This is a genomic window from Streptomyces sp. TLI_105 (genome assembly GCF_900105415.1).
Lineage (GTDB): Bacteria > Actinomycetota > Actinomycetes > Streptomycetales > Streptomycetaceae > Streptomyces.
Genome location: NZ_FNSM01000001.1, coordinates 2,100,645 through 2,118,003, shown reverse-complemented (window position 1 = coordinate 2,118,003; position 17,359 = coordinate 2,100,645). Strand labels below are relative to the sequence as shown.

General features: G+C 73.8%; 13 protein-coding genes. 5 read left to right on the top strand and 8 right to left on the bottom strand.

Translation table 11 applies throughout. The features are described from left to right. Positions 1-4: 4 nt before the first annotated feature. The 6 genes from BLW86_RS09675 to BLW86_RS09650 all read right to left on the bottom strand — a co-directional run bounded on the left by BLW86_RS09675 (position 5) and on the right by BLW86_RS09650 (position 7,704). On the bottom strand, positions 5-652 hold the full coding sequence (locus tag BLW86_RS09675) for an FHA domain-containing protein (protein WP_256341267.1): 648 nt from the start codon (positions 650-652) through the stop codon (positions 5-7). After that, on the bottom strand, positions 640-1,332 hold the full coding sequence (locus tag BLW86_RS09670) for a 4Fe-4S single cluster domain-containing protein (RefSeq protein ID WP_093873650.1): 693 nt from the start codon (positions 1,330-1,332) through the stop codon (positions 640-642). Before BLW86_RS09670 ends, BLW86_RS09675 begins: the two co-directional genes overlap by 13 nt. Beyond that, positions 1,329-3,224 carry an AAA family ATPase gene (locus BLW86_RS09665; RefSeq protein WP_256341266.1) on the bottom strand — a complete coding sequence of 632 codons (1,896 nt, stop codon included), beginning with the start codon at positions 3,222-3,224 and terminating at the stop codon, positions 1,329-1,331. The genes BLW86_RS09670 and BLW86_RS09665 overlap by 4 nt, the downstream gene beginning before the upstream one ends. Before the next feature lie 58 nt (positions 3,225-3,282). Continuing rightward, complete coding sequence (locus BLW86_RS09660) at positions 3,283-4,602, bottom strand: hypothetical protein (RefSeq protein WP_093873649.1); 1,320 nt, start codon at positions 4,600-4,602, stop codon at positions 3,283-3,285. After that, the gene (locus BLW86_RS09655) at positions 4,599-6,818 is read right to left on the bottom strand and encodes a serine/threonine-protein kinase (protein WP_177181617.1); all 2,220 of its coding nucleotides are present in this window, start codon (positions 6,816-6,818) and stop codon (positions 4,599-4,601) included. The genes BLW86_RS09660 and BLW86_RS09655 overlap by 4 nt, the downstream gene beginning before the upstream one ends. 196 nt (positions 6,819-7,014) lie before the next feature. Continuing rightward, positions 7,015-7,704, bottom strand: coding sequence for a TetR/AcrR family transcriptional regulator (locus BLW86_RS09650; protein ID WP_093873647.1), 690 nt, complete (start codon positions 7,702-7,704; stop codon positions 7,015-7,017). Positions 7,705-7,882: 178 nt separating this feature from the next. Between BLW86_RS09650 and BLW86_RS09645 the strand changes: the two genes are divergently transcribed. The 4 genes from BLW86_RS09645 to BLW86_RS09630 all read left to right on the top strand — a co-directional run bounded on the left by BLW86_RS09645 (position 7,883) and on the right by BLW86_RS09630 (position 13,808). Then, positions 7,883-8,500: an isochorismatase family protein gene (locus tag BLW86_RS09645; RefSeq protein ID WP_093873646.1), complete on the top strand. Its 618-nt coding sequence runs from the start codon at positions 7,883-7,885 to the stop codon at positions 8,498-8,500. A 300-nt stretch (positions 8,501-8,800) separates the two neighbouring features. Further along, positions 8,801-11,353, top strand: a complete 2,553-nt coding sequence (locus BLW86_RS09640) for a YfhO family protein (RefSeq protein WP_093873645.1) — start codon at positions 8,801-8,803, stop codon at positions 11,351-11,353. Between the two features lie 130 nt (positions 11,354-11,483). After that, positions 11,484-12,449: a glycosyltransferase family 2 protein gene (locus tag BLW86_RS09635; protein WP_093873644.1), complete on the top strand. Its 966-nt coding sequence runs from the start codon at positions 11,484-11,486 to the stop codon at positions 12,447-12,449. A 3-nt stretch (positions 12,450-12,452) separates the two neighbouring features. Then, positions 12,453-13,808, top strand: coding sequence for a polysialyltransferase family glycosyltransferase (locus tag BLW86_RS09630; RefSeq protein WP_093873643.1), 1,356 nt, complete (start codon positions 12,453-12,455; stop codon positions 13,806-13,808). Positions 13,809-13,965: 157 nt separating this feature from the next. Here the strand turns inward: BLW86_RS09630 and BLW86_RS09625 are convergent, their stop codons facing one another. Continuing rightward, positions 13,966-14,739, bottom strand: coding sequence for a VOC family protein (locus BLW86_RS09625; protein ID WP_093873642.1), 774 nt, complete (start codon positions 14,737-14,739; stop codon positions 13,966-13,968). 159 nt (positions 14,740-14,898) lie between these two features. On the opposite strand from BLW86_RS09625, the gene BLW86_RS09620 reads away from it, so the two are divergent. Beyond that, complete coding sequence (locus BLW86_RS09620) at positions 14,899-15,726, top strand: sulfurtransferase (protein WP_093873641.1); 828 nt, start codon at positions 14,899-14,901, stop codon at positions 15,724-15,726. 327 nt (positions 15,727-16,053) lie between these two features. Here the strand turns inward: BLW86_RS09620 and sepH are convergent, their stop codons facing one another. Further along, complete coding sequence (sepH, locus tag BLW86_RS09615; protein ID WP_093873640.1) at positions 16,054-17,097, bottom strand: septation protein SepH; 1,044 nt, start codon at positions 17,095-17,097, stop codon at positions 16,054-16,056. Positions 17,098-17,359 lie beyond the last annotated feature (262 nt).

The following is a 17,359-nucleotide window of genomic DNA, read 5'->3' as shown; positions in this document are numbered from 1 at the left end:
GCCGTCACCGCCCCCCTTTACCCGGCGCGTCGAGGGTGATCACGAGCGTGCAGTCCGCGGCCAGCCTCAGCACGTCACCGTCCCGGAGGGGCGTCCGCACACCGGCGCCGACCGGACTGCCGTTCACGAAGGTGCCGTTGGTGGAGTGCTCGTCCCGTACCCAGGCGGTGCCGTCCGGTTCCAGGCCGACGGTCGCGTGGCGTCGGGAGACGTTGTCGTGGCGGGCCAGCAGGCCGCGCGTCGTGCGGGCGGCCGGGGCCCGGCCGAGGAGGAGGGTGCCGCCCGGCGTCACGGTGCGCTCCACCGCGCCGAACCGGACCCGCAGGACGGTGACGGGGAGGTCGCGACGGGTCGCCCGCGCGTCCACGGCGGCGGTACGGGACGGCCGCACCTCGCCCAGCAACCGCTGGCAGGCCACGCACACCTGATTGGTCGGCACGGGGACCGGAGCCCCGCAGTGCGGGCAGACCAGGGGCTCCTCCTCCTGCTCCTCCTCGGCCGGTTCGCCCTCGTCCACCGCCCCCGGGGCCTCCGCCCCGGGCAGCGGACGACGGGCGACGACGGGACGGCTGAGGTTTCCGGAGCATCCCCGGCAGACGAGGTCGTCGTCCTCCGCCGCCAGGCCACAGATCGAGCAGATCAGCTGCGCCACGACACTTCTTCCATGGTGATGCCGGCCGATCGGAGCCGGGTGCTCAGGCGGTCCATGTCGTCCCGACGGGGAACGCCGATGAACCAGATGCGGCCGTCGGCCACCGCGACCTGCATGGGCGGCGGTCCGGCCGGGCCGGTTCCCTCGTACCGCTCCCGCCCGAGATCGGTCAGCGCGGTCAGCTGCTGGTTGCTCGAACCCCTCCACCGCAGGCCGGGGGTGTTGAGGCGTTCGATGTACGGACCGGTGAGCACCGCGTCGCACCGGCTGAGGAGCGCGGAGTGCTCCTTCCTCAGCCGGGCGAGGGAGTACCCGCTGTAGACGAGCACGTCCAGCGGCGCGGGCCGCTCGCGGCGCCGGACGTGGACCAGGTCCAGGAGCGCGGCGAGCGCTTCCGGCTGCTGGAACGGCTCTCCCCCCGAGACCGTGATCCCGTCGAGCGGATCGGGCAGGCCGGCGAGCCAGGACCCGACCGCCGCGACGTCCACGAGCGTGCCGGGATCGGCCGCCCAGGTGTCCTGCGAGACGCACCCGGCACAGCCGATCGTGCAGCCCTGCGTCCAGATGCCCGCCCGGGTCCCGGGGCCCAGCGAGGTCACCGGATAGTGCGCCTTGTTCAGCATCAGCCCGACGGGATCGGGGGAGGCGGGGGAGGTCGGGGAGGCGGGGGAGGCCGTCATGCCAGCTCCACGGAGACGATGTCGCCCTCGCGCCGCAGACCGGTCACCCGGACGTGCGCACCCGCTGCCGGATCGCGGTCGAACAGGGCCCGGGCGAGGGGATTGACGAACTGCGATTCCAGGGCCGTGCCGATGCCCCGGCCGCCCATGTGCGGGTTGCCGGTGCAGCGCTTCCGCAGGGCGGCCCGGGCCTCGGGGGCCACGTCCAGGACGATGCCCTGCTCCTCGTGGACCCTGGAGACGATGTTGTCGAGCTGGAGGTCGAAGATGCGGGCGGCCGCCTCGGGGCCGATGAAGTCGAAGACCACGATGTTGTCCCCGAAGCGGTTGAGCAGCTCCGGCCGGCCGAGGACCCGGGTGAAGTGGTCGCTGATCGCCGCCTTCACGCGCTCCTCGATCTCCTCGTACGGCATGCCGGGATGGACATGGGGCACGAGCCGCCCACCGCCGTCCTCCACGCTCATGCCGAGGTTGGAGGTGAACACGAGGACGGACTCGGAGAAGTGCACCGTCGAACCGCGCCCGTCCGTCAGCCGGCCGTCCTCGAGGATCTGCAGGAACTTGTCCAGGATCCGCGGGTGCGCCTTCTCGATCTCGTCGAAGAGGATCACCCTGAACGGCTGTCGGCGCACGGCGTTGGTCAGTTCGCCGCCCGCCTCGAACCCGACGTATCCCGGCGGCGCCCCGATCAGCCGGTCTCCGGCGTGCTCCGAGGAGAACTCGCTCATGTCGAAGCGCAGATAGGCGGACTCGTCCGCGAAGATCAACGACGAGACGGCCTTGGCCAGTTCCGTCTTGCCCACGCCCGTGGGGCCGGCGAAGAACAGCACGCCACGCGGCCGGGCCGAGGACCTGGACTGCTGCGCTCCGGACAGCCCGAGGGCCGCCCGCTTCAGGATGTCGAGGGTCTTGGTCACGGCCTGCGGCTGTCCGACGACGCGCCGCGGGATCGAATGCTGGCCGTCCGTGACCCGCTTGCGGAGGTACTCCCGCTTCCAGGGGTTGTCCATGACGCCGAGCTTGTAGACGCGGATCGCGTCCGGAAGCTCCGTCATCGTCAGGCCGCGGTCCCGGGCCAGCCGGGTGACCTCGATCATCGCCTGCAGGGTGAGCCCGTCCGTCTGGGCCGCGAACGCGTCGCACGCCTCGGCAGCCCGCCCGTCCGCGTCGAGGTCCGTGACGCCGAAGAGCTTCATCAGCAGGTGCGCGGTGGTCTGACGGTCGCCCAGGTCCGGGACCGGCAACCCGATGGACCGGATCTGGTCGTTGCCCGAGGTGAGCCAGGCCGGCAGATCGCCCTCCCGGTCCGCCAGCCAGATCACAGGGTTGTACAGCGGGGTCGTACGGCCGTCCGGCGCGCCCACCGGGACGGCGAGCCGGGAGAGCCGGGCACAGAACCTGAAGAAGTCCCGCTCGTTCGGCTCCATCTCCGTCGCGCCGCGCGCGATGCGGGAGGCGTCGTCGAGCGCCAGCGCCGCCCGGATCCGCAGTGCGGGGCGGGCCAGTTCGGCCATCAGCGTGCGCAGCGTCTCCAGCGAGGGGAGCGTCCCCGGCCGCGGAAGCCGAGGGAGCAGCCGGGCCGCGGCCGCCTCCGCCTGCTCGGTCTCCTCGGCCGTGGCGGTGGCCGGCAGGTGCACCCTGAGACCGTCCACGGGGTCGTGCACGAGCAGGCACGCGTAGCCGCTCGTGCGGAGCGTCTCCCAGAGCAGGTCCGGCAAGGACAGCAGACGGGGTCGTGCGCCGTCCGGCTCCCGGACGAGGAAGCTGTCATGGCGGTTCCCCCACAGCACGAACTGCGAGTGGACGGGCAGAGTCGCCTCGAACTCCCTGATGAACGGCGGCCCCGCGATCGGCGGGACGCTCCCGGGTGCGCGCGTGCCCTCGGCGGACAAAGATCCCCTCCTCCTGTCGCCGGCTCATGGTCCGGAACCTGTCGTCCCTACGGGCGGGTCACCGCTCGCGCTCCCGGTGCCCGGGCCGGGCCCGCGGGCCCGGCGCGGTCGGGGCGACCACCAGGGGCACGGGAACCTGTCCGGGCGGAACCGCGACCTGGACGTCCGTCCTCAGCCCCGCCCGGGCGAGGCGGTCGCGCAGTTCGTGGAAGTCCCGGCACCACTGCTCCTCGCGTTCGACGTCGAGGTGCGCGTCGTCGTCGCCGCGTCCGGCGGCGGTGCGCACCACGGCGGTACGCATCTGACCACCCTGCCGGTCGATGGCCAGGTTGACCGCGTGCTCGGGCCATTCGCTCCGTGACAGGCGCAGGGCGCCGTCGGCGACGGTGAGCGTCTCGAACCCTTCGCCGACGTGGTAGCCGAGGTCGACGAGGGCGTCGGTCACCGTGTTGACCACGTACCGCTGCTCGGCCTCCGCTTGGGCCGCGGCCCGGCAGTCGGCCGCCCGCCGGCGCAGCGACTCGTCGAGCGTACGGTGGCCGGAGACGACCTCCGTGAGCAGAGCCCGTACGGAGTCCACGTCCGTCTCCCCGGTGCTCTCGAAGTCCTCCAAATCGTGGAGGAGCTCGATCGCTTCGCCGGCCTCGTGCCGCGCGGCCTCCGCGGCCGCGTTGGCACGCTGGACCCGGAGCCTCGTCTCGGTCAGCCAGGTGCGTGCCTCGTCGAGGGTGGCCGCCCCGGCCACCCTCGACGCGGCCGCCCGGGCATCCGCGCGACGGTCCTCGCCGCAGTCGGGAAGGAGGCGCGAGAGGACCCGGGTCAGGGCCCGTCCGACATCCTCGCGCGCGGCTTCGTCCCCGTCCCGGGGGACGCCGGCGTCGGAGGGCTCCGCGGGGGAGGCCTCCGAGCGGTCCGCGAACAACTCGGCGGCATCGACCGGGCGGCGCCCCGCGGTGTGGCCGCTCATGTCGGCGAACAGTTCCGTCGCGAGGGCGCGAGCGGTCTGTTCCCGCAGTTCCCGCTCCGCGGTGGCCAGCGTGCCGTCGGTCTCGGCGCACCAGGATTCCAGCTCGGACGTGGACGGCGTCCCGAGCGTCCCGAGGAGGAGCGGTTCGGGGACGCGTACGGAGAGGGCGGCCCCGTACTGCTTCCCGAGGTCCTCCCGGGCCAGGGAGAGCGCCGCGATCCGCGCGTTGCGCGTCTTCACCCCGCGCACGGCCGCGTCCCGGGCGGCCGCGGCCAGGAGGGCCGCCTCGCGGGCGGCCTCCTGACGGCGCCGGGTGGCCTCGCGCACCGCGGCGTCGCGCGCGGCCGCGCGCAACTCGGCGGCGGTGAAGGACTGGTCGAGCTGGTACGTCGTGCATTTGGGCCCGCTCATCGCTCCCCCAGAACCTGTGTCCGCTGTGACTGGTGTGTCGTGTGCCAATCCCGGTACCGGGCGAACGTCCAGATCCCGTACCCCGCCCCGACCAGAAGGGGGATCGGTGACCATGCCCGCAGCGTGACGATCGCCCAGATCGCGGTGCCGAGCGCCACGTAGAGGAGGCAGCCCCCGCCGCAGGCGATCGTGCTCTTCCGCAGGGGTTGCAGCTGCGTCGCCAGTGCTCCCTGCCGGTCGGGCAGCCGGCGGCGGAGGCCGGCGAGGCGGGACCGGAGGGACCATCCCGGGTGGTAGTCCCCTCCGAGCCTCGCCGCCAGCGCCAGCTCGCAGGCGAGCGGAATCCCGCAGGTCACCGTCGCGGCGGGGACGAACCGTCCCAGGAACTCCCCCTCGCCGATCAGGGTCCCCAGGATCAGCGGAAGACCGACCGGCAGGGCGAACAGCAGGGCCGCTCCGCCGAGGGCGCGCAGCACGGCCTCTCCGGTGCCGGACCGCCGGTGCTCCTCGGAATCCCGCCACTCGTGCCGGTGGGCCGTCTCCGCGGCCGCGTGAGCGCGGCGCAGCTCCTCCAGACGGCGGGCCTCGGCGACGGCGGCCGGCAGGGCGCGGGTGGCCGCCAGATGGCGGACGGGGTCCCCGCCGTCGGCCAGCAGCGCGTCGAACCAGCCGGTCCTGCCCCGGACGGACGCCGCGGCGGATTCGATCCGCTGTCGCAGCGCCCGTGCCCAGTCCGGGGCCACCGCGACGGCCAGTGCCTCCACCCGGATCTCGGAGTCCACGAGTTCTCTCCGGACCCTGGTCGGCAGCGCGGTCGACTTCCGCAGCTCGTCCCACCGGGCGTTCAGGTCGCGCCACCGCCGGTCGACGTCGGCGAGCTGCCCGGCACCCTCGCCGAACGTCGCGAGGGCGGCGACCAGGTCTCCCGTGTACAGCTCGTCGACGAGCTCGCGCGCGGTCCGGCGGTCGGCGTCGTCACGGGGGGACGAGGCCTGCTCGGCGAGTGCGAGCAGATCCTCGGGAAGCATGCGCCTGCCGCGGTAGACGGGCGGCATCGTCGGGTCGAGCCAGTGCAGCAGCCGCAGCATCTTGGCGTCCGGGGCGTCGGCTCCGGGGAGGTGGACGTCGATCAGGTCCACCAGGTCTTCGAGGTCGTCGTACTCGGGATCCTCGAACTGCGCCAGCCAGTTGCGCAGTTGACGCCAGCCCTGGCTGGGGTCGTCCCGGTCTCCCATGGAGACGAAGAACCGGCGCGCGGCGGTCTCCCAGTCCGCTGCCAGGGCCCGGGCCAGTGCCGCCTTCTCCGTGTACTTCACGCCCTTGAACTGCAGGGGCCTGCGGCCGGTGGTGCTCGCCGGCCGAACGCCGGGAGGGGGTGGCTCCTCCGGCACATCCGGGGTCTCGCCCCCGATCCACCCGCGGACCTCGGAAGCACCCCACCGGCGCCCCGGGTCCCGGACCAGCAGCCCGCCGCACAGCAGCCGCACCCGCTCGTCCGGCACGTCCGACACGTCGACCGGCCGCGTCGCCAGATGATGCCGTACGGCCTGCTCCGACAAGCCCTCGAACGGCGCGCGACCGGTGGCCAGTTGCCGGGCGATCACCCCTACGGCCCACCAGTCCTGAGAGCCGGAGACCTCCGCGCCGAACACGTACTCCGGGGCCGCGTACGCCAGCGTCCCGAACACGCGCTGTGTGAACCGGGACGTCGCGTCCAGTGATTTGCTCACGCCGAAGTCGGCCAACGCCAACTCCAGCGGCTCCCTGCGGCGGAGGAGCACGTTCGACGGCTTCAGATCGCCGTGAACGATCCCCGCGCCGTGCAGATGGGCCACCGCCGCCGCCAACTGGGAGACGACATCGGACAGGACGTCCGGTGACACCGGGGTCCCGGCCCCGACCAGGTCCTCCAGCGACCCTCCGGAGAGGTACTCCGAGACCTCGAAGTCGCGCCCGTCCGAGAAGCCCGTCTCGATCACGCGCGCCACATGGCTGCTCTCCAGCCCCTGCAAGCGCTCCCAGACCTCCGGCGCGACCCGGACCCCGCGGCGGTACACCTTCGCGACGAACTCGTCCCCCGCGGCGTCGCGGACGAGCAGCACATCCGCCTCGCGGCCCTGGTGCGGTAACTCCCGGACCACCGTGAACCGTTCGGCCAGCGCCGAGGGTAATCGCAGCAGGGCTCCGGACTCTCCGCCGCCGTCACGAAGCGTCACGGCGGCGTCGGGCACTCCTTCGCCGGAACCGGCGTCGTCACGACGCGTCACATCGGCTGCCGAAGTCCACTCTTCCAAACCGTCACCCCCGCGGCGGGATTCTATCCGGCCGGGTCTTGCTTCCAGGTGACCAAAGGGGGAAATGAACTCCCGCATCACCGAGGGCGGACGGGGGAGCGGGGAGTACGGCCGGAGGTCACGCCTCCGGGGGCGCGTCCGGTGTCCGCCGCGCGCGCGTCAGCCGTTCGAGGTCCGCCGCGCTCACCGGCGCCGCCCCCGTCAGGGTGCCGACCAGCGCCTGCGCGAGGACGGTCGCGGAGCCGAGCCGGGTGTCCTCGCGCTCGTCGCCGGTGACCTTCCCGATGACGGCGTCCCGGACCGCGTACGAGATGGCGAGGTCCCCGAACAGCTCGGGGAAGGACAGCGCCATCATGCAGACGCCCACGTTGGCGGAGAGGATCGACTGGCCGGCCAGCTCGGGGCTCATGCGCAGGCGCCCGGCGTCGCGGCAGCGCTCCACGGCCTTCAGGAGGATCGCCTGCGCCTCCGTGATGGCCTGCGGCTTGGCGTCGCCCGTCGGCGTGAACATCAGGCGGTAGAGGTACGGGTTGCCCAGCGCGAACGCGACGTGGCTGTCCCAGGCCGTGCTCAGGTCCGCCACCGGGTCCTCGGTGAGCGGATTGCGTCGTTTCCCGGCGAGGAAGCGCTCGAAGCCGATGTCGGCGACCGCCGTGAGCAACCCCTGCTTGTCGCCGAACTGGCGGTAGATCTCGGGCATGCCCACCTTCGCCCGGTCGCAGATGGCCCGGGTCGAGATGGCCAGCGCGTCCTTGGTGGCGAGCAGTTCCTCGGTGGCTTCCAGGATGCGCTCTCGTGCCGTCGACATGGCTCCCACGATAACAGCGCTAACACGGCGGACCTGGGTGGATCCCACGTCAGGAGGGCCTGCCCGTAGCACTGCTCCCGCTGACGTTATCGACGCTAACGAACTGTGTTAGCGTGTGAAACATGCCTGGGGGCGGCGCACCCGCGCCGTCCCGCCGTTCGCGACGAAAGGAACCGCCATGACCGTGTCCACCACCCTGCGCGATGTGATCGGCCTGCCCCAGGAGCTGCCGCGACTGGGGGAGTCGGCGCTGATCATGATCGACTTCCAGAACACCTACCGGACCGGCGTCATGCGGCTCGACGGTGCCGAGGAGGCCGTGGCCGCCGGCGCCCGGCTGCTCGCCGCCGCCCGCGCGGCGGGCGCCCCGGTCGTCCACGTCGTCAACGACGGCGGTGAGGGCACTCCGTACGACATCCGGGCCGAGATCGGCTCGATCAGCGACGAAGTGGCCCCGGCCGAGGGCGAGAAGGTCGTCGTCAAGCAGTTCCCCAACGCCTTCCACGCCACGGACCTGGAGGAGACCCTCAAGGAGCTCGGCGTGAGCGGCGACCTGGTCATCGCCGGCTTCATGACCCACATGTGCGTCCTCTTCACCGCCCAGGGCGCCTTCAACCTCGGCTACCGGCCGACCGTGGTCGCCGAGGCCACCGCGACCCGTCCCCTGGAGGCGCCGGACGGCACCGCCCTGCCGGCGGAAGCCCTCCAGGCCGCGAGCCTCACGACGGTCCGGGACCTGTTCGGCACGGTGGCCCGCACGGTCGACGAGCTCGTCGCCCCGGCACCCGTGGGGTGACGCGGGGGCGGCTCGGTCGGGTTCGACCGACGCCCGGAGGACGACACCTTCGGGCCCTTCGGGCCCTTCGGGCCCTTCGGATCCATCAGCGCCTTCGGGTCCTTCGGATCCATCGGCACCTTCGGGTTCGGAGGGCGGCTCCATCGGGTCCGACTGCGCCGCCGGCACCCGGAGTTCACCCGGGGGGCGCCTGAAGAGCGCCTGCTGCTCGGTTGCGGGTCGTCCGCCTCGGCGGTAATGGCGGTCGGCCCGTGACGACCCCTCCGGGCCTCTCCGTACCGTGCGCCCCCTGGAGGACGTGTGCCACCCGCCGTCGAGGCCGTCTGCGCCGAGGACGAGACCGTACGCGACGAGACGGAGCGGCACCGCGGCGAGGACCGGCGACGGGCCGCCCTGCGGGCCCCGGCCGCCGCCGCCCTGCTCACCGCGGTGCTGTTCTGCCTCGCCACCCGGCTCTCCCGCACGTACCCCTTCGGCCCGGTGACCCGGAACACCGTCGACCTCGGCCAGCAGTACCTGCCGTTCCACGCCTACTGGCGGTCCTTCCTGCTCGGCGAGACGCACGGCGACGCCTTCCTCAACTGGAACTCCGGCTTCGGCTCCAACTTCCTCGGCGACATCGGCACGTATCTGAGCAGCCCCTTCGACCTGCTGGTGGTGCTCTTCCCGGCGGACCGCGTCGAACTCGCGCTGTACGTCGTCACCGCCACCAAGATCGCCGCGGCGGCGGCCGCGATGGCGCTGCTGCTCCCGCGGCTGCGCCCCGGCCCGTGGCCGGTCGCCGCCGTGCTCGGCACCGCGTACGCCCTCTCCGGCTGGACCCTCGACCACGGCGCCACCGTCCCGATGTGGCTCGACGGGCTCGTCGCCTTCCCCCTGCTCTGCCTGGTCGGCGAAGGGGCCCGTACCGGCCGCCGTCCCGTCCTCGGCCCCCTCGTCGTGGCCCTGGCCTGGATCGCCAACTTCTACACCGCGTACATGGCGACGCTCGGCGCCGCCGTCGTCCTCGCCGTCCGCCTCCTCACCGCCGAGGAGACCGCCGGTGCCCGGCAGCGCCTCGCCGGGGCGCTGCGCGCCGCCCGGAGCGTCCTCATCGGCATCGGGCTCGCCGCGCCGCTCGTCATGGTCGTCTTCCTCGCCACGAAGGTCGCCGACCCCACCCCCGAGACCGTCTTCGCGCCGGCCCCCTGGACGGACGTCCTCGCCCGGTTCCTGCCCGCCACCGCGAGCGTCGGCAGCCCCGCCCTCTTCATCGGCACGCCCGCCCTCGCGCTCGCGCTGACGCTGCCCTTCAACCGGGCCGTCGCCCCGCGCGTCCGGGCGGCCTGGACGGCCGCGATCGTCCTGGTGACGCTCTCCCTCCAGTGGGAGCCCACGCATCTGCTGTGGCACGCGGGCGCCTCGCCCAACGGCATTCCGTACCGTCAGGCCTTCGTCCTGTGCGGCCTGCTGATCGTCGCCGCATGGTTCTCCGCCGCCCCGGGCGTGCCCCGGCCGGTCGTGCTCCTCGGGGGCGTGGCGCTGCTCGGAGCCCTGGCGTGGGCGGCCCGGGGGAGCGTCGACATCGACCGGTGGACCTTCCCCGCCTTCGGCGCGGCCGCGCTCCTCGCACTCGCCGCCGTCCCCCTCGCCCTGGCCGCCGACCGCCGCGGCCACACGCGCGTGCAGCCGGATCGGGCGCTACGCGCGCGCGTGCTCCCCGTCCTGGCCCTGGTCCTGCTCGTCGCCGCGCAGGCCGGCGAGGTGGCCGTCACCGGGAAGCGGATCGAGGAGCAGCGGCGCAGCGAGGTCGCCTGGTCGCCCCGGATCGGCCCCTGGCAGGAGACCGCCGCCGAGGAGGCGGCCCGCGCGGACGCCTGGCCCCGGTACCGCACGGACCCCGGCGAGATCCCCGGAGGCAACGACGTGCTGCTCGTCGGAGGGCAGGGCGCCGACTACTACAGCAGCCTCACCTCGGACGTGACCTCCCGGACCCTGGCCTCCCTCGGCTTCGGCCACTACGCGAAGGGCCGGCACCCGGTCACCCTCGACAACCCCGTCGCGGACGCCCTCTTCTCCATCGGCACCCGGCTGCGCTCGGATCCCACCGAACCCGTACGGCAGGACGCCGCGCCCCGCGCCACGGTCACCGCCACCACCACCCCCGTGCCGCCCCTGGTCACCGTCCGCCCGCCGGGGCGCCCGGCCACGCACCCCGGGGACTCGGCCTTCGCCCGGCAGGAGCGTCTGCTCGGCGCCGACGTGTACGAGCTGCCCGCCCCGCGCCGTACCGGACGCACCCTCACCGCCAGTTGCCCCGCGGGCTCCCGGGTCTGGTTCTGGGCGCCCGAGTACAAGGGCACGGCGGCCCTGGCCGGGCGGGGGCCCGTGGAGTTCGACGGCAGGCCGCCCGCCGTCCGCGCCCCCATGCGGGCCCTCGGCAGCGTCCCGGACTCCGGCGCGGTACGGATCGAGCTGCGGCCCGAGGGCAAGGTGCGGCTGCCCCGGGAACCGGTCGGCTGCCTGGTCGGCGCCCGGCTCGACTCCGCCGTACGGCAGCTCACCGCAGGCGGCGCCACGCGCGTGCGTGCCACCGGACACACCGTCACGGCCGAACTGCCGCCGGGCAGCAGGGGAATCGCGGTCCTCGCCGTGCCGCGCATCTCCGGCTGGCGCTGCGCCGCCGGTGACGCGGACGCCCGCCCCGCGCGCGCGTACGAGGGCCTCGTCGCCGCCCCCCTCGACGGACGGGCGAGCACCGTCCGCTGCTCCTTCCGGCCGCCGGGGCTGAAGCTCGGCGGCGCGGTCGGCGCGGCGGCGCTCCTCGCCCTCGCCGTGACATGGCTCCCGCACCGCCGACGGGCCCGGCGGTGACGGGGGTTTCCGCCGGAGACGACAAGAGTTCACCCGGAGTGCACGCACGGATCGTTCGCCGGGAAAAGTCGGCCGTTACTGTGCCCGCCGTAACGGTGTTGAATTGTTCGATTCAGTGTGGGGATCCCGAGTGCCGAAACTGTCCGTCGTCGTGCCGTTCCACAATGTCGGGGCATACGCGCCCGACACCTTGCGCAGTCTCGCGAACAACGCGGATCCGGAATTCGAGTTCCTGCTGATCGACGACTGCTCGACGGACGAGACCCCGGAGATCCTCGACCGCTGGCAGGATCGCCTGCCGAACGCCACCGTCATCCGGCACGAGACGAACCAGGGCGTCGCCCAGGCCCGCAACACCGGAATCGACGCGGCGCGCGGCGACTACCTCACGTTCCTCGACGGCGACGACTGGTACGCGCCCGGCCACTTGAGCGCCGCCGTGGCCGGAATCTCCCGCCTGGGCTGCGATTTCGCCCGCACCGACCACGTCCTGTCGGAGGGCAGGAAGCGGCAGATCCGTTATGCCCCCGCCAAGCGGCGCGACACCGTGATGGATCCCAGGGACGGAATCTCGCCGGCCAGCATGGTGACGATGGTCGACTATCCCTTCGTCCCCTTCGGCATTTACAGCGGGCGCCTTTTCGAGGAGGGGGAATCCCGCTTCGAGACGTCGCTGAGAACCGCCGAGGACCGGCTCTGGGTGTGGCGGCTCCACCTCAAGGCGCGCACGTTCGCGGCGCTTTCCCTGCACGGCGTCTTCTACCGGCGGGGCGTCACCACCTCGCTCACCCAGATCGCCGACAACCGGCAGCTGGACTTCATCCCCTCGTACGACCTCCTGCTCGACGAGGTCTCCCGGGACGCGGAGGCCGACCGCTTCCTCCCGAAGGCGGTCCGCACCTACTGCGCGATGATCGCCTTCCACATGGGCAAAGCGGAGAAGTACGAGCCCGCCGTCGCCGCGCGGCTGCGCACCGACGTCCGGGGCGCCCTGCACCGCATGCCGCAGGAGGTCCTCGACGAGACCCTCGCCACCATGGACACCCCGCGCAGCACCCTCCTGCGGAGCCTGCGCGACACCGGAAGGACCGCCTGACCCATGGCCCCCGACGCCGCCCCCGACACACCGGTCCAGATCTTCCAGGTGTCCACCCTGTACGGCGCGGCCACCCTTGCCGCCGCGCTCGACGCCGGACAGTTCGGCCCCCGCGACTCCGCCCGCAGGCTCCTGCTGATCTCGCACAACGCCGAGATCCCGGAGACCGCGCTGCGCCTGGAGACCATGACCGGGTACGAGCGGATCGCCGCCCGCTTCGACGGCACCCTCGACTGGAACGAGACGATCCACCCGTACCACCCCGCCGCCTGGGCCCCCCGCCCCGAGGAGGCCCCGCTCTGGCAGCGCGTCCTGCGCACCGCCTGGGACCTCGGCACCGGCCCGGTCGAGCTGATCGTCGAATCCATCCAGGTCAACCCGGCCAAGGCGCTCGCCGGCGCCTTCCCCGAGAGCACCGTGCACGTCTACGCCGACGGTCTGATGAGCTACGGCCCGACCCGCTCCGACCTCGCGCAGTCGATCGCCTGCCGCGTCCGCCGCGTGCTCCACCTCGACCTGGTCCCGGGCCTCCGCCCCCTCCTCCTCAGCGAGTACGGGGTCGAGCCCGAGCTCGTCCCCGACACCGCCTTCCGGGCCGTCCTCGCCGAGCTCGCCGAGGAGGCGGCCGACGACCCGCGGATCGCGCGGGCGGCCGCCGACGGCCCGACGGCCCTGCTGCTCGGCCAGTACCTCGCCGCCCTCTCCCTGCTCACCCCCGAGGAGGAAGAGGAGCTGCACGTACGGATGCTGCGCGGGGCCGCCGCGGCCGGCCACCGGTCGGTGGTCTTCAAGCCGCACCCGACCGCGCCCGCCCGCTACTCCCAGGCCCTGGACGAGGAGGCCGAGCGGAGCGGCGTGAGGCTCACGGTCCTCGACGGGCCGCTGCTCGCCGAGACCTTCTACGAGCGCTGCCGGCCCGAGCTCGTCGTCGGTTGCTTCTCCACCGCGATGCTCACCGCCGCCGTCTACTACGGCATCCCCATCGCGCGCGTGGGCACCGCCGAGGTCCTCGAACGGCTCACCCCCTTCGAGAACAGCAACCGCATCCCGCTCACCGTCGTGGACCACCTGGTCGCGGACCTGGAGGGCGGCGAGGAGCCCGCCGTGCCCGGAGCGGCCCCCGCCTCGCTCACGCCCCTGGTCAGGGCCGTCGGCTACTGCATGCGGCACAAGGCCCACCCGGGGCTCCGCGAGGAGGCCGCCGCCTTCCTGGCGGAGCACCACGCCGACCCCGGCACCGCGCACCACTTCACCGCGGAACGGCTGACCCAGCTCGGCCTCCCGGGCGGCGGCCCCACCCCGGAGCGAACCGGCACCTCCCGGCTGCGCCGCAGCCTGACCCGGAGCCGACGCGGCTGAGCCCCGGCCGACGGACCGGAGCCGGAGCGGCTGAGCCATGGCCGACGGACCTGCCTCGGCGCGACTGAGCCCGGTCGGAGGCCCGAGCCGGCGCGACTGAGCCCCGGCCGGCAGCCCTGAGCCGTCATCGCCCGCCGGGGGCCGGCGCCCTCGGTGCTCAGTGCCCGGCGGACCTGACCAGGGTGAAGACCGCGCCCTCCGGGTCCGCCACCAGGGCGAGCCGGCCCGCCGTGCCCTCGCGCGGCGGGCGCAGCACCTGACCGCCGAGCTTCAGGACGAGCTCCGCCGCCGCGTCCGTGTCGGCGACCTCGAAGTACGTCATCCAGTGCGGGCCCCGGTCCCGGGGCAGCGCGTTGCCGACGCCGTGCAGCGAGGCCACCGGGGTCCCGGCCACGTGGAGCGTCGCGTAGTCGTGGTCGGCGGAGACGGCCGGCTCCACCTCGTAGCCGAAGACCGTCCGGTAGAACTTGCCGATCGAGGACGTCTCGTACGTGAGGAGCTCGTTCCACACCGGTGTCCCCGGCGGTCCCGCCGCCGCCGTGCCGTGGTGCGCCTCCGCCTGCCAGACGCCGAAGACCGCGCCGGACGGGTCGGAGCAGATGACCAGACGGCCCGCCTCGCCCGCGTCCAGCGGGCCGACGGCGACGGTGCCGCCGCAGCCGCGGATGTCCTCGGCGGTCTCGTCGGCGTCCGCCGTGGCCAGATAGGGGGTCCAGGCGATCCGCAGGTGCCGGTCGGGCGGCAGCTGGCCGATGCCCGCCACCTCCTTGCCGCCGAGCAGCGCGCGCACGTACGGACCGAGCTGCTGCGGACCGGGGACGAAGTCCCAGCCGAAGACCGCGTGGTAGAACTCCTGCGTGGCGTCGATCCCGTGCACCATCAGGCTCACCCAGCAGGGTGTGCCGGGCGGGCGCGGAGTCGCCTCGGTCATCGTCACACTCTCCTCGGACCGTCGTCGTGGCCGTGCTCCGTCCGATGGTGACACCGACGGGGGCGCGACGTGCCCAGGCCACACCGAACGCGGCACGATCCCGTCGGAGGTCGCCGAGTCCGTCCCCTGCGGCCGTGCGGCTGCGCGAGGATGGCTCCCATGAAGCCCATCATCTCCGCAAGCGAACTGCTGAGCGAGTCGACCGGGGCCCGGCCGCCGGTCCTCCTGGACGTCCGCTGGACGCTCGGCGGCCCGCCCGGGCGGCCCGCCTACGAGGCCGGTCACCTTCCCGGCGCGGTCTACGTCGACCTGGACGCGGAACTCGCGGGCCCGCCCGGGAGCGGCGGCCGCCACCCGCTGCCCGACCCGGAGGCCTTCGGGGCCGTGATGCGCCGGGCGGGCGTCTCGGCGGACCGGCCGGTCGTCGTCTACGACGGGGGCCTCGGCTGGGGCGCGGCCCGCGCCTGGTGGCTGCTCCGCTGGGCGGGCCACCCGGACGTGCGGGTCCTGGACGGGGGCCTCGCGGCCTGGACGGGGGAACTCACGGAGAAGGTCCCGACGCCGGAGCCGGGCGACTTCCGGCCGAAGCCGGGCGCACGGGAGCTGCTCGACGCCGACGCGGCCGCGGCGCTGCCCGATACGGGGCTGCTCCTGGACGCGCGGGCGGCCGAGCGCTACCGGGGCGACGTGGAGCCGATCGACCGGGTCGGCGGGCACATCCCGGGCGCGGTCTCGGCCCCGACGACGGAGAACGTCGACGCCGAGGGCCTCTTCCTGGCGGCCGACGTCCTGCGGGACCGCTTCGCCGCGCTCGGCGCGACCGGGGAGACCCCGGTGGCCGTCTACTGCGGCTCGGGCGTCTCGGGCGCCCACGAGGTGCTCGCCCTGGAGATCGCGGGCATCCCGGCGGGCCTCTACGCCGGCTCCTGGTCGGAATGGTCCTCGGACCCCGCCCGCCCGGTCGCCAAGGGCCCCACCCCGCGCTAGCGACCCACACCAGGGCCCGCGCCGCCACACGCCGCGGGCCCTCCCCGCACACGCGACCGCGTACGGGTGCCGGTCCCGCACTCCGTACGCACGCGCATCAGCCTCAGTCCCGCGCCCCGCACACGCGGGCACGTGAGCGGCTCGGTCCCGCCACCTCGTGCCACGGCCGTGTACGAGCGCCGGCCCCGCACCCTCGCGCACGCGCACGCGTACGGCCGTCCGCCCTGCACTCCGTAGGCACACGCGCGCGGCAGGCTCAGTCCTGCGCCCCGCACACGCGGGCGCGTGAGCGGGGCCGGCCCCGCACCCCGCGCCCGCGTACGGCCGTCAGTCCTGCTTCTTCCTGCGGGTGCCGAAGACGATCTCGTCCCAGCTCGGTACGGCGGCGCGGCGGCCCGGGCGGACGCCGTCCGCCTCGGCCTGGCGGTCCGTGGCGCCGTGCAGGCGGTCGCGGTGACCCGAGACCGCGCGCGGCATCAGGACGTCGGCGTAGGCCGAACCCGCGCCCGCCGAGGCGGCCGGGGCCGGCGGCTCCTCCGCGTCCGCCTCCTCCGAGGGCTCAGAGGAGTCCGGCTGCTCGGGCACGACCATGTCGCCGCGGAAGCTCGGCACGGCCTCCAGGAGGCTCGTCAGCGAGTCCCGCTCCTCCTCCGGCTCGACGGGCGCGGGCGCCCGTTCCAGTTGCCGGTCGGAACGGTCGATCTGGCGGTCCAGGGCCCGGTCGAGCGGCCTGTCCCGGGGCAGCCGGGCGATGCGCGGCACGAAGGGGAAGCTCGGCTCCGGCGCGGCGGCGATCGTGTCGTCCGTCTCGCCGATCAGGGCCCGTGCCTCGTCGTCCACGGCCTGGACGAGCCGCCGCGGCGGGTCGTACGTCCAGCTGGCCGTGTGGACCTCGCCCGCGACCCGGTAGACGAGCAGCACCTCCCAGGTGCCGTCGTCGCGCCGCCACGAGTCCCACTGCACGGTGTCCTTCTCGGCGCCGCGCAGCAGCAGCCGCTCCTGCACCGCCTCGCCGAGCTGCGGGCCGCTGTTCTCCCCGGGCCTGCGGACCGGGGTCTTGCGGGCGCGCTCGGCCATGAAGGCGCGCTCCGCGAGCACGGGGCCCTCGAAGCGGCGTACGCGGTCGACGGGGATGCCGGCGAGCTGGGCGACCTCCTCGGCGGAGGCACCGGCTCGTATCCGCGCCTGGATGTCACGGGGGCGGAGGTGGCTCTCCACCTCGATCTCGATCTGACCGAGGCGCGCGCGGTCGTTGCGCACGGCGGCGCGGAGCCGCTCGTCGATCGGAAGCGTGTACTCCGTGCTGTCAGCAGCCTTCAGCACCAGTCGTGTGCCGTCGTTGGAGACGGCCACGACACGCAGTTCGGGCATGGGGACCTCCCGGGTGGTGCCTGCCGACGTCACGTGCGTCGCTGCTTCCGCTAGTCGAGTGTGGCCTGCCCGGGTGCAGCCTGCCACTACCTTGCCGAGTTGCCCGGCGTGTCGGGCATGGACCCTGGAACGCCGTTATGGCACGGTTACCTGTTCGCTACTCGGAGTGACTGGCGGTCACTCTGTGCAGCCGGTTTCCGCGCGATGCCGAGGCGCCGCCGGTTCGAGCGCCATGTACGGCCCCCTCCCCTTGATCCCGGGC